This is a genomic window from Paenibacillus sp. FSL R5-0713, assembly GCF_037973325.1.
Lineage (GTDB): Bacteria > Bacillota > Bacilli > Paenibacillales > Paenibacillaceae > Paenibacillus.
In genome coordinates, this window is record NZ_CP150229.1 from 2,017,552 (window position 1) to 2,030,638 (window position 13,087).

Below are 13,087 nucleotides of genomic sequence, written 5' to 3' on the forward strand. Positions count from 1 at the left end.
CCAGAGCCTTCCACATTGACGTGTGGAGGGCTTTTCTTTAAGATTAGAGGGTTGTCATCAACACGAATTGAAAAGGAGATTGAACACATATGGCTTTACACATCGTTCTGGTTGAACCAGAAATTCCGGCGAACACAGGAAATATTTCGCGTACTTGTGCGGCCACCGGGACCCATCTGCATCTCGTGCGTCCACTTGGATTTCGAACAGATGATGCTACATTGAAACGGGCAGGGCTGGACTACTGGCATGCCGTTCATATTGAATACCACGACTCATTTGCAGAGGTTCAGGAAAAATATCCGGAAGGTCGCTTCTTCTACGCAACTACGAAGGCGAAGAACCGATACAGTGACTTTAATTTTCAAGATGGGGATTTCCTCGTTTTCGGTAAAGAGACCAAAGGCCTCCCACCTGAATTAATTGCTGCAAATCCCGATACATGCATGAAAATGCCAATGACTGGTGACGTTAGATCATTAAACCTGTCTAATTCGGCAGCAATTATTGTATATGAAGCGTTGCGTCAGCTCAATTTTCCGGGGTTAGAAGGATAATTTCCGGTTATAAATAACGGCTAGAATTCGGTAAAAAAACATTTTTCAAAAAAAAGGACAAAAAATGTTTATTTCCAGCAGGATTCGACAAAATCTTGGCGAATCTATAAACATAGTACAAATGTACCTAGAAATTTAGAGTAAGATAGGAGAGGTGTGCCGTAGCTATGAAGCCAGCTGGAGTAGTTCGCAAAGTTGACCAATTAGGTAGGATCGTATTGCCTAAATCTTTGCGTAAAAGGTATCAAATGAATGAGGGAGATCCTGTAGAGATCTTAGTACAAGGGGACCATATTATCTTGGAGAGATATCGTCCAAAATGTATTTTCTGCGGATCCATCGAGGAAGTCAACGAGTTCAAAGAGCGTTACATATGCGCACAATGTTTAGATGAAATGACTCAGCTTCCACAGCACGGGTAAGAAGTAACGCCATGGGGTTTATTAACCCCGTGGCGTTTTTTTTGTTTTCAGTATTCAGTGCATGGTTCAGTTCCGCGGAAATATAAGAAGAATATAATTTTTAACGCTGGTTGCATATAGGTAAAATCTCATCCCACACGGCATTCAGGATGCCTTGCATGTTTTCTTCCTCGCTGTTAATACATATGACAGCTTCCTTCGAGGGAAGGATGATACATAACTGACCATAGGCTCCATCGGCGCGGTAAGCCTCATGGGAACACATCCAGAACTGATATCCGTAACCTTTTCCCCAATCACCATCTCCAGTCGTTTCGATCTGCCGGGACGTAGCTTGTCTGATCCAATTCGCAGGTATAAGCTGTGTGCCTTCCCAAAGGCCCTCCTGGAGCAGTAACTGTCCAAATCGACTCAGTTCCTCATTGCTTATCCAAAGTCCTGCACAGCCGAGTGTTACCCCCAGTGGAGAGGTTTCCCACTCTACATCATGAATGCCCAGAGGCTCAAATAATCGCGGAGTCAGGTAATCTTTCACGGTTTGGCCGGTGGCTGCCTGAAACATGGCTGAGATCATAAACGTATCCCCGCTGCTGTATGTAAATTGTTCTCCGGGCATCCGATCCAGAGGGAGAGACATATAATGTTTCGCCCAATCTTTCTCGGTCAAAGAAGCTCGTTCATCAGCCCAAAGAGGCGGCGAATCATGACCAGAAGACATTCGGAGCAGGTCACGTAACTTCAATTCCCGTGGAGATGGGAGCTTGTAATGTGCACTCGATACATGATTATAGGTGAAATAATCACCAAGTGTGGCATCCAGATGTAACAGACCTTCTTCAAGCGCAAGACCAACAGCCATGCATGTGAAGGATTTACTTATGGAATGTTGTACACGGCGTTGATCCCTATCCCTGTCCCAATAGGCAAGCAGATGCCCTTTTTGTAATATGCGAACGGAGAACACGTTCAATTGTTGCTTAGTAATGGTATGAATGAAATCTTTGAGTTGCTCAGACATATTAACCTCCCTAATATCAGGTGAAACCTGAGTAAAATCGGTTGGTGAAACGTTTCCGTAATTCGAATGCAAAATCAGAACTCATGTTAGTATAAACCTGGTTTGGTGTCAATTAAAGTTGTGATAACACTGACTAAAATTTCATTTTTTCGTAATAATAGTGTCTTTCGGCGCAAATTTAGACGTAAAAAAGCATTTTTTCGAGAAAATAACGCGAAATTTGTAAAAAGGTTATTGACAGGATTTACTCATCGGGCTTATGATTTATTCGAAACGATTCGAAGAAATCGCTTCCACCTTAAAAGTGTTGTAATGAAGACCAAGTGAATCAACGTTGGCTATGTTTTGAAACGATTCGAGAAAATCGTTTCGATAACCCATCGTAATACAAGGGAATCTACAACAGCCTGCAAAACAACGCCAGAGCAACGAATGAGTAAAGACAGCAGGCGATGATGAGAGGGGTTACATTATGGCACATATAACGATCGAAACTGGATCGCCAACCTTATGCATGAATACCAGCATACATGTTGTGTCCAGTGACTCCGGAGAGACTTCAGGCGGTACCCTATATCTGTTGCACGGAGCAGGCGATAATGCGAGTACCTGGCAACGATTAACCACAATTGAGATGTATGCAGCGCAATATGGTTGCACCATCATTATGCCGGAAGCGAATCGAAGCTATTACACCGATATGGAATACGGCCTGAATTACTTCCACTACATCACTCAGGAGTTACCTGAAGTATGCGAGCGTCTACTCAATCTGAATCCTGATCCGGAGAAAACGTATGTCGGCGGTTTATCCATGGGCGGATATGGTGCACTGAAATGTGGACTAACTTATCCAGAGAAGTATCGCAAAATAGTGTCTCTATCCGGGGTGACGGATATTCAGACACGGCTTCATGATCCCCATATGCCAGCGACCATGATCAAGGAAATGAAAGCGGTTTTTGGAGAACGTTTACAGGTAAAAGCCGATCAGGATATTTACGCACTGTCGGCCAAGCTGCTGGAACAGGGTGTTCCTTTACCTAATATCCTCAGTTGCTGTGGCGATCGTGACCCCTTCGTAGAGATGAATCGTGATTTCGCGAAATACATGCAGGGGACCGCTTTTGATTTTCAGTATGTGGAGACGCCGGGGACTCATGAATGGAGATTTTGGGAGCACCACCTGAGAACGATGTTTGATTTTCTGTACAATGACAAGACCAAAGTAGAGTGAGGAGATGCAATGTGAAACCTGCAGCCGAAGGACCTAGCAAAAAGCTGAAGGGAAACGTGAAGGGCAATTCGCTCTGGACTGAAATCTGGAAGCACCGTATGACATACACCCTGCTTATTCCGGGGCTTGTCTGGCTAATCCTGTTTGCCTACATGCCGATGGGTGGCCTGTCTCTGGCATTCAAAGATTACAAGGCCAACCTGGGCATCTGGGGAAGTCCATGGAGCGGATTCGAGAACTTCAAATATGTTTTCCGTGATCCGACCTTTATTGACGCAGTATGGCGTACGCTGTACATCAATATTCTGAAACTGATTATTCAATTCCCGTTCCCGATCATTCTGGCGTTGTTGCTGAATGAATTGCGGATGCGCAGAGGGAAAAAATTGTTCCAAACCGTTCTTACGTTCCCTCATTTTCTGTCCTGGATCATCGTATCCGGCGTAGTCATCAATGTGCTGGCATATGACGGACTGGTAAACAGCGCGCTCGGATTACTCGGATTGCCAACGATTAATTTCCTTGGATCCGAATCTAACTTTGTACCGATGTTGCTGTTAACTGATATTTGGAAATCAAGTGGATGGGGCGCAATTATATTCTTGGCTGCCATTTCCGGTATTGACCAGGATCAGTATGAATCAGCACAGATCGACGGGGCTTCCCGTATGCAACAGATGTTCAAAATTACTTTACCGAACATCCTTCCAACCATCACAATCATGTTTATTCTTTCGGTTGGTGGATTGATGTCTTCCGGGTTTGACCAGATCTTCAACTTGGCAAATGCCGCTACCAAAAATGTATCGGAAGTACTCGATGTATATATCTATCGGATTACGTTCCAGTCATCAACCGATTTCTCATTCTCGACAGCGGTCAGCTTGTTCCGTTCCCTGGTGAATATGGCCTTGCTGCTTCTTGCTGACAGATTTGCCAAGTGGCTTGGCGGAGACGGTTTGTTCCGATAAGAGAGGAGGATAAATGAGATGAGCAAGAAAGCTAACAAAAAACCGAGAATTGGTACTGAAAGAATGACACTTCTCGATTACATTATTTTCGCCGTATTACTCGTGCTTGCCCTGATGATCCTGATTCCGTTCTGGAATGTTATCATGATCTCGTTTGCAACACAGAAAGAATATGCTGACAATCCATTTTTGATGTTCCCTAAACAATGGACATTGGATTCCTACAAGGCGTTGTTCGCTGACGGAACGATTCTGTCGGGATACAAAAATACCATTATATTGCTAGTCATCGGCTTGCCACTCAGCTTGTTCCTGACAACAAGCATGGCATATGGCCTTAGTCGCAACAAATTCCCGTTTAAGAAATTTATCTTTTTCCTGGTACTGTTCACCATGATCTTTAATGGTGGTATCGTACCGCTGTACCTGATCATGAAATCACTTCATCTTACAGGTACGCTCTGGTCCGTTATCCTGGCGGGAAGCTTCAGTGCTTTTAACATGATTCTGATGATGAACTACTTCTACACCTTGCCTGAATCACTGATGGAATCGGCGAGACTGGATGGAGCAGGAGAGTGGAGAATTCTGTTCTCTGTCGTTCTTCCGCTGGCTACACCAATTATGGCTACAATCACGTTGTTCTACGGTGTGGCTTACTGGAACAGTTGGTACGATGCGATGATATTCCTTCGAAAAGCGGATCAGTTACCGCTCCAGAATGTACTGCGAAACATTATCGTGACATCTACGACGAATGCATCAAATGCATCCAGTGTGGATGCTGCCCAGGCGAGCAACTTCTCCATGGGTATGAAGATGGCAGCTGTATTTGTCACCATGGTACCAATTATGTGTTTCTTCCCAATGCTGCAAAAACACTTTGCCAAAGGGGTATTAACAGGGGCAATCAAGACCTGATTATACGTATAGGATTTTGCAATAAAATCTGACTAAAAAACATGGGGGTAAAACATGAAAACGAACAAAAAGTTGTCAGTAAGAGCTCTCTTTGCCATCACGCTTAGTGTAGTTATGCTGATGGTGACCGCTTGTTCCAGCCAAGGAGCTTCAGGTGGTAACGAAAAAGATGCAGAGGGAAATTACAAAGATAACCTGACCATCTCTGTAGCTAACCTGACAGAAATCAAAAACGGAAACCTGGATAATGACTTCCACAAGTTCTGGACAGACAAATTCAATGTAACATGGGACTACAACTATATCGATTGGGATTCGTGGGGCGAGAAGCTTCGTCTGTGGATTAACTCTGGCGACTTGCCGGATGTAGCGGTATGGAACTATGTACATGGCGATGCCATTAACAGCATTGAACAAGGTTTGTTCTACAAATTCCCGGATGACTGGAAAGAACGCTGGCCTAACGTTGCAGCAGCTTACAATTTGACGGGTCTTGGAGACAAGCTGGAAGAATTGACAGGTGGAACATACGTCCTGCCTAGACCAATCTATTTCGAGAACAAACCAGCTGACCCACTGACGAACCAAATTGGTGTCATTGCGCTTCGTAAAGACTGGGCTGAAGCCGTTGGTTTTGAACTGAAAGATGCTTATACAACAACGGAATTGAATGAATATGCTGCGCTGGTGAAAGAAAAAGATCCAGGCAAAGTAGGTAACAAACTTGTACCATTGTCCTACAATGCTGCAGATGCCATGACAAACATGATTATGCCAAACAGCGTACATGCCATGACCGACACACCGTTCTACAAGGGTGAAGATGGCAAGTTCCACTGGGGACCAGCAGATCCTGAAACGCTGACAGGACTTAAATTGATGCAAAAAGCGTATAAAGATGGATTGCTCAATCCTGAGTTCTACACATGGAAAAACAATGAAGGTCAAAACAACTTCAAAGTAACAGGAACAGCCGCTGTAACAAGTCTGGGTGGACTCGCTTCGTACAGACAAGGTCTGGATTCGGATATGAGAAAAAATCTGGGTGTAGATAGTGATGAACTGGTACACACAGCAATCGTAGTGGGCGATGACGGTAAATACCGTAACATGGAGCAAGCCAACTTCTGGTCCGCATTGATCTTCAACCCGGACATCAGTGACGAGAAGTTCGAACGGATCATGGATCTGATCGATTACTCCGCAACCAAAGAAGGACAGTTGCTCATCAACATGGGCTTTGAAGGAACGGATTGGAAATATGATGAGAACCAAGAACTGGTTAGCTTGTTGCCAGAAGGAACAGTATTGGAAGATAAATACCCGGCACGTTTCGAAGGTCTGTATCTGCTCGGTGACGACTTCAGCGTTGTAAACCCAGCAATCAAAAAGGATTACCGTGATAGAGCCGTGAAATTGTTCCAAGAAAAAGCAAAACTCGGTACAGAAGGCAAATCGCTTGCAGCATACGATTGGGATGTCAACCTGTATGATTCCAAAGCGAAGAGTCAGGCTTCATTCGATTACCAGAACGAATATGCCAACCTGATCCTCAAAAACGGAGATCTGGAGGCAAACTGGAAAGAATGGGTGAACAGTAAAATGTCCCTGGTTCAACCTTATCTGGATGAGCTAAACGAGAAATTCTAGTAATCGTTCAGTCATTAATTTTGAACCCGGTGCGCGGTCTCTCCCCGAACGCAGCCGGGTTCTTTATTTCAACAACTTGTAAGTGGAGGATACGATCAGATGAATAACGAGCAGCTGCTAGACCTGGTAAAACAGATGACGTTGGAGGAAAAAACAGCTCAGCTTCTTCAGTTGACTGCCAACTTCTATGAAGGAACAAATGTCGAAGGCCAGATCACGGGGCCGATGGAAGAGATGGGAATTACGGAGCAGTCCGTGGATGCCAGTGGTTCCATTCTGGGGTTGTCCGGTGCACAGGCCATCATTGATGTACAGCAAGCTTATATGAAAAAAAGCCGTTTGGGCATTCCGCTGTTGTTCATGGCTGACGTCGTTCATGGTTTCAAAACCATTTTCCCGATTCCACTGGCGATCGGTTGCTCATGGGACACAGAACTGGCTGAGAAAAGTGCTGAAATTGCAGCACGTGAATCAGCTGTATCCGGTTTGCATGTTACTTTTGCACCTATGGTGGATCTGGTTCGTGACCCGCGTTGGGGCCGTGTGATGGAAACGACAGGAGAAGACCCTTATCTGAACAGCTTGTTCGCGGCTGCATTTGTACGTGGATATCAGGGCGATAGCTTGAAGGATGAGCCTGATCGTCTTGCAGCCTGTGTTAAACACTTTGCGGCGTATGGAGCGGCTGAGGGTGGTCGGGATTACAATACGGTGGACATGTCCGAGCGTAACCTGCGTGAGTACTATTTGCCAGCGTACAAAGCTGCATTGGATGCGGGTGTAGAAATGGTCATGACTTCGTTCAATACGGTTGACGGTATTCCGGCAAGTGGCAATGAGAAGTTGATGCGCGGCATTTTGCGTGACGAGTGGGGCTTTGATGGTGTGCTGATCTCGGATTGGGCTTCCATTCGTGAGATGATTGCGCATGGCGCTGCGGAAGATGATCGTGAAGCGGCATACCGTGCCATTCGCGCAGGTGTAGATATGGAGATGATGACACCTTGTTATGTACATCATTTGCCTGAGCTAATTGAGAGCGGTGAAGTGGAAGAGAAGCTCATTGATGAAGCCGTTCTGCGAATACTGCAACTGAAAGAGAAGCTGGGATTGTTCGACAATCCGCTACGTGCAGCTGATCCGGTTCGTGAACGTGAGATTGTGTTCTCCAAAGAGCACCGTCAGGTATCATATGAACTGGCAACCAAATCGGCTGTCCTGTTGAAAAATGATAACAGCGTGCTTCCGCTTCAAGCTGACGCTAATGTAGCCCTTATTGGTCCTTTTGCACAGAGTCCTGATATTCTGGGCTGGTGGTCCTGTGAAGGAGTTAAGGAAGATGCAGTCAAGCTTGGAACAGCTCTGCAAGAACGCTTGACAGGTGGGAAAGTTCAGTTTGCTCAAGGCAGTGATGTTCATACGATTACAGCTGAGCAGATTGCGGAAGCCCTTCAAGTGGCAAGCAAAGCGGATCTGATTGTCCTTGCTCTGGGTGAAGACTCGGAGATGAGTGGAGAAGGTGGATCACGCACGGATATTCGTCTGCCAGCAGCCCAATTGGAATTGGTTAAACAGCTCAAAGCAGCGGGAAAACCTATTGCTAGCGTTATTTTCAACGGACGTCCATTGGATCTGCATGGTGTAATCGATGAATCGGATGCCGTTCTTGAAGCCTGGTTCCCGGGTAGTGAGGGCGGGGCAGCGATCGCAGATGTTCTGACAGGTGTAGTGAATCCATCTGCACGTCTGACGATGTCCTTCCCGCAGTCCGTAGGTCAGATTCCGGTCTATTACAATCATTTCAATACAGGTCGTCCGTTGAACCCGGAGAAAACGGAAGAGCGTTATGTCTCGAAATACATTGACAGTCCCAATGAACCTTTGCTTCCGTTCGGTTATGGTCTCTCATACACTTCTTTCTCTTATGGTGATCTTGAAGTGTCCAGTAACGAGATGACTGCCGAAGAGCCTTTGAGTATCCAAGTACGTGTAACGAACACGGGTGATCGCACAGGTGTAGAGACTGTTCAGTTGTACATTCGGGATGTAACGGGTGAAGTCGTTCGTCCTATGCGTGAACTGAAAGGATATGTGAAGCTTGCATTGGCTCCAGGAGAGAGTGGTATAGCTGCGTTTACGTTACATGAAGAACAGCTTCGCTATCACCATTCCGATTTAAGCCATCGCAGTGATCGAGGTGAGTTCCATATTCTTGTGGGTGCAAACAGTCGGGACACTCAGAAGAAATCATTCAGACTCGTGTAATCCGGTGAATGGAAATAGTAATGTGTCAGGCCTTTCCTTATGGAAGGCCTGATGAACATAACAGGGGAGCGAAGAATGTGGTCAGTATCAAGGATATCGCCAAACAGGCGGGAGTTTCCATCTCTACGGTGTCATATGCGCTTAATGGTAGCAACAAAGTGACCGATGAGACGAGTTCCAAAATTTTGGCCATTGCCAAAGAGCTGAACTATGTTCCAAATGCCGCTGCAAGAACACTGAAGAAGAGAGAATCCAAAATTCTGGGTGTATTCTTGACCGATTTTAGCGGAGATGTGTATGGAGACTTGCTGAGTGGCATGAAAGCTGTATGCAATGCTCAAGGCTATGACCTGATCGTGTGCAGTGGTAAACAATCCCATCGCATGCTTCCAGAGAGGATGATTGATGGTGCAATCATTCTGGATCATACGTTTGCAAGTGAGGAACTGATGCAATACGCCGATCGGGGCCACAAAATCGTTGTATTGGACCGTGAGATGGATCATCCCAACATTAATCAGGTTCTGTTGGATAATAAAGCCGGGGCGACACTTGCGATGGAACATCTTATTGAGCAGGGACATAAGAAAATCTACGTGGTGACAGGACCGGAAGGTTCGTTTGACTCTGTGCAGCGATTAAAGGCTGTGAGACAGGTTGCGGAACGTGAAGCCGATGTGGAATGGATTGAGATCACGGGAGATTTTGAAAAGAGTGGTGGAGAACAAGCCGCAGATCAGATTGTGCAGGAGTATGATGGGCCCGCAGCAGTATTCTGCCTCAATGATGAGATGGCTATTGGCTTGTGTGATCGTCTGGCAGAAAGTGCACTTGGCGTTGGTCAGGAGGTCGATGTCATCGGATTCGACAATATTGAATTGAGCAAGTACGTCCAGCCGAGATTGGCAAGCATTGATTATTCCAAACGCAAGTGGGGATCACTCGCCGCTGAACAATTGATCAAAATTATTGCTGGAGAACCCGTCGATCATGAACGAATCTATGTGACATTAGTTGAGGGTGGGTCAGTGAGTGGACCTATGCCTTCTGATGCTGTTATATCCATGCGGAATGAACGGGCGGTAAGCTATTGATCCCGAATATGCGTATCCTGACTGGATTGATGCGTGGAACAAACGGCACAGCAAGAGGCAAGGCTTAGAAGAATCGAATCATTCTTTTAAGCCTTGCCTCTTGTTATTTCAAGGATGAAGCAATAGAAAAAGCCTCTCCGGAGAGAGGCTTGGCCTTTTACAAGCCTTTTGTCTTGTCATTGTTGTAGGATGAAGTGAGAATGCCTGTAATGAAGAGAGTCAATACAATTGCAATAATCCAGAATGTCAGTGAAAATGACATACCCTTCGCACCTCCTGCACAAGCTCATTTTCTTCTATTATAACCATTATAGGTAGAAAAGAAATGCTTCACCCTATTATTTGTAAAATAAAAAGTGTGTGGGCACCGGTCTTAGGCTGCCATCCGACGGGTTATTTACAACCCGATTATTCAGAATAAGCGAGGAAGATCCGCCGCCATCCAGATTATAGGCGTCGATAACCCCAAGCTTGTACAGCCGTCCTTGCAACTCTTCTAGGGTAGCACCGGAACTTCCTCCTTCATTATATCCATCGACTACAATGATCAACAATTGATCATCTTTATAATTGCCAATGACCGTACGTGGTGCTCGTTTGGGTGATACTTTCCACTTATCGGGAATTGTGGTTTTACGCCCATTCTGCAACAGCACCGGAACAAACGTAGCCCCAAACTGTGGCCGCAGGCGATCCAGTGAATTTTTATCGAAGAACTTGCCTCCGACCAGCTTGCCGGCATCGTTAAGTCCTACAAAAAACAGGTCTTTGAAACTGGCCTGAAAACCGTTCACGTATTTCCCATCCATAACCGTTGTGCTAAGTGGGTAACGTTTGCCGCCACTGTCAGCAAATCCACCTGCGTTGATCCCGGCAATCGCGCCGTTACGCTTCACAGCCTGCATGGTTGTCTCAGAACGGCCAGGTTCACTGTCCAGAGCCATCTGCATAGCAGTGGGGTCTTTTAGCTTAATCTTCATGGCATAGCCCTTATAGGTGCCAGGATTCACTCTGTACAGTTCAATCGTTAGCCGGTCACTGTCTACCCGTTCAAATGGAACGCCAAGCTTGGATGTAATCCGTTTGTTGTAGATCGTTTCCGGACGATCCGCCTGAGCGGAAGCCTTCTGTACGAGTGTAGACATCGTACTTGTTGTTTTATTATAGAGCTGTGTCGTTCTTTTAATAGAAGAAGAAGTCTGGACAGCAGCCTCTTTTGCCCCGGCAAGCTCTTGGCTAATTGCTTGGGCCCGGGGTGTAATCGTATCCTCTGACAGTTCGGCAGAAATCAAACCTCCGGGTTCGAGCGGAGGACGAAGCAGCAGCAGGCATAATATCAATCCAACAAAAGGAGCGAGTGCAAGCATAAAAAAACGATTAACCTGTTTGACGGGTGTAATCATTTGAGCAGGTCCATCTTTTTCTGGAGTGTCTCCAGTTGTTTTTTGACTTCGCTCAGCTGGGTATAGAGTTTGTTGCTGTTATCCGTTTTGTCACTTGCATTATCCTTGGTGAAAGTCAGCAATTCATTGAAGGATTGAACTTGTCCCTGCAGGTCTTCTACTTCCTTAGATATCGTTGTTAGCTGATTTTCATAGTCGGTTTTTAACGCTGTAATCTGCTGCTGATTATGGGCCTGAAGCTGGTTAATCATCTGTTGCTGGAGATGGTTACTATAATAGTAGGTTCCAACGACTCCCAGTGCAATGAGCACAATCCACATTACCAGAAACAGCTTGATTGAAGATCCGGCCTTGCCTTTGGCGCTCCGGGTGTGATGGATGTCAGAGGGCGGGGCAGATGGTTTCATATCATCACTCCTGGTCATTTATAGGTACAAAAATTTTTCCAGTCCTCATTCTATCATGCCCCTATTGATTACGCAAAAATGAAATTCTTTACTTAATAGAGTAAAAAGAGATTGCATCGGAAGGAAGTCCTAGGATACAATTTCTTATAGATGCAATAAGTAGGAACTTTGGGCAGGTTTTTCGACTTTTTTAGATAGAAATGCAGGAAATTTATACTATATTTTTACCTTTCCGGGGATGGGAAGATGGACGTCATGGTGTTTTTATAACAAAATACGGTGAAAATAGAGCTTTTTTATCGGCTGCATCCTGTGTTTTTCTATTTTTCGACATAATCCGACCTATGCTTCGTCTATACTCGGACTGTCGCATAGACGATGGCATCATCATGACAGAAGCTAGAAGCTATTTGTCCAATACATAACAGGGGGAACAACAATGAAAAAAGTATGGCAGGTGGTCATCGTAGATATCCACCCCACCAGCATGCTCGGTACAAAATTGATTTTGGAAGAGCAGCAAGATCTGACGGTACGTGGCATGACCTCGACCGGAACGGAAGGGCTCGATCTAGTGAATATGCACCAGCCTGATCTGATTCTGATGGATTATCGTCTTCCAGAGGGCCCGGCCGATCAATATATTGCCCAGATGAAGAATCTGTCAGCTCACAGTCACATCATCATTCTGACGGATGAAGATAATGTGAAGCTGTTTCGTCATCTGATGAGTCTTGGTGCAAGCGGCATGTTATCCAAACAGGCTTCCCCTAGCCAGCTGATTCATCTGATCTCTGGGTTACGTGAGGGCCATGTGTCCATTCCATTGGCGTGGTTAAACAGTGCGGAGTGGGCGCAACCTGTGGAGTCTCCGACAGAATCACGTGTAATTGAATTAACAGAAACCGAAACTTTTATCATGGAAAGAATTGTTCAGGGTGTAACCTATGATAAAATAGCGAATGAGATCAACGTTAGCAGACGTTCCATTGATAATTACCTGCGTAAAATATACGTGAAGCTGGAAGTAAGCAGCAGAGCACAGGCCATTGAACGTTATGCCTTGCATGCAAGACAAGTGAAGACGGGATCCTGACGAGTCGGGTTTGTTCTTCTTATTATCACAACTGGTCGATATGCAT

At 45.5% G+C, this 13,087-nt stretch carries 12 protein-coding genes; 9 read left to right on the forward strand and 3 right to left on the reverse strand.

Features of this window, described 5'->3' with window-relative positions; all coding sequences use genetic code 11:
* Positions 1-89: 89 nt before the first annotated feature.
* Both trmL and MKZ12_RS09245 read left to right on the forward strand, forming a co-directional pair.
* Positions 90-557, forward strand: a complete 468-nt coding sequence (gene trmL / locus MKZ12_RS09240; RefSeq protein ID WP_017689589.1) for a tRNA (uridine(34)/cytosine(34)/5-carboxymethylaminomethyluridine(34)-2'-O)-methyltransferase TrmL — start codon at positions 90-92, stop codon at positions 555-557.
* A gap of 167 nt (positions 558-724) precedes the next feature.
* Positions 725-979, forward strand: a complete 255-nt coding sequence (locus tag MKZ12_RS09245; RefSeq protein ID WP_036610032.1) for an AbrB/MazE/SpoVT family DNA-binding domain-containing protein — start codon at positions 725-727, stop codon at positions 977-979.
* A gap of 100 nt (positions 980-1,079) precedes the next feature.
* On the opposite strand, the gene MKZ12_RS09250 is transcribed toward MKZ12_RS09245, so the two are convergent.
* Entirely contained in the window at positions 1,080-1,997 is a 918-nt protein-coding gene (locus MKZ12_RS09250; protein ID WP_339260056.1) for a serine hydrolase, read from the reverse strand.
* A 472-nt stretch (positions 1,998-2,469) separates the two neighbouring features.
* On the opposite strand from MKZ12_RS09250, the gene MKZ12_RS09255 reads away from it, so the two are divergent.
* From MKZ12_RS09255 to MKZ12_RS09280, 6 genes are all read left to right on the forward strand, one after another.
* Positions 2,470-3,234 carry an alpha/beta hydrolase family protein gene (locus MKZ12_RS09255; RefSeq protein WP_339260058.1) on the forward strand — a complete coding sequence of 255 codons (765 nt, stop codon included), beginning with the start codon at positions 2,470-2,472 and terminating at the stop codon, positions 3,232-3,234.
* Positions 3,235-3,245: 11 nt separating this feature from the next.
* Positions 3,246-4,205 (forward strand): ABC transporter permease subunit, encoded by a 960-nt coding sequence (locus tag MKZ12_RS09260; RefSeq protein WP_017689585.1) that lies wholly within the window; start codon positions 3,246-3,248, stop codon positions 4,203-4,205.
* A gap of 18 nt (positions 4,206-4,223) precedes the next feature.
* Positions 4,224-5,126, forward strand: coding sequence for a carbohydrate ABC transporter permease (locus MKZ12_RS09265; RefSeq protein ID WP_253432871.1), 903 nt, complete (start codon positions 4,224-4,226; stop codon positions 5,124-5,126).
* Between the two features lie 54 nt (positions 5,127-5,180).
* The gene (locus MKZ12_RS09270; protein ID WP_339240895.1) at positions 5,181-6,776 is read left to right on the forward strand and encodes an ABC transporter substrate-binding protein; all 1,596 of its coding nucleotides are present in this window, start codon (positions 5,181-5,183) and stop codon (positions 6,774-6,776) included.
* Positions 6,777-6,875: 99 nt separating this feature from the next.
* Complete coding sequence (gene bglX / locus MKZ12_RS09275) at positions 6,876-9,041, forward strand: beta-glucosidase BglX (protein ID WP_339260059.1); 2,166 nt, start codon at positions 6,876-6,878, stop codon at positions 9,039-9,041.
* A gap of 77 nt (positions 9,042-9,118) precedes the next feature.
* On the forward strand, positions 9,119-10,135 hold the full coding sequence (locus MKZ12_RS09280; RefSeq protein ID WP_339260061.1) for a LacI family DNA-binding transcriptional regulator: 1,017 nt from the start codon (positions 9,119-9,121) through the stop codon (positions 10,133-10,135).
* A 338-nt stretch (positions 10,136-10,473) separates the two neighbouring features.
* On the opposite strand, the gene MKZ12_RS09285 is transcribed toward MKZ12_RS09280, so the two are convergent.
* Together MKZ12_RS09285 and MKZ12_RS09290 are read right to left on the reverse strand one after the other, a co-directional pair.
* Positions 10,474-11,538 (reverse strand): phosphodiester glycosidase family protein, encoded by a 1,065-nt coding sequence (locus MKZ12_RS09285; RefSeq protein ID WP_339240898.1) that lies wholly within the window; start codon positions 11,536-11,538, stop codon positions 10,474-10,476.
* Positions 11,535-11,945 carry a hypothetical protein gene (locus MKZ12_RS09290; RefSeq protein WP_339240899.1) on the reverse strand — a complete coding sequence of 137 codons (411 nt, stop codon included), beginning with the start codon at positions 11,943-11,945 and terminating at the stop codon, positions 11,535-11,537. The genes MKZ12_RS09285 and MKZ12_RS09290 overlap by 4 nt, the downstream gene beginning before the upstream one ends.
* 439 nt (positions 11,946-12,384) lie before the next feature.
* On the opposite strand from MKZ12_RS09290, the gene MKZ12_RS09295 reads away from it, so the two are divergent.
* On the forward strand, positions 12,385-13,041 hold the full coding sequence (locus MKZ12_RS09295; RefSeq protein WP_339240900.1) for a response regulator transcription factor: 657 nt from the start codon (positions 12,385-12,387) through the stop codon (positions 13,039-13,041).
* The last annotated feature ends 46 nt before the right edge of the window (positions 13,042-13,087 follow it).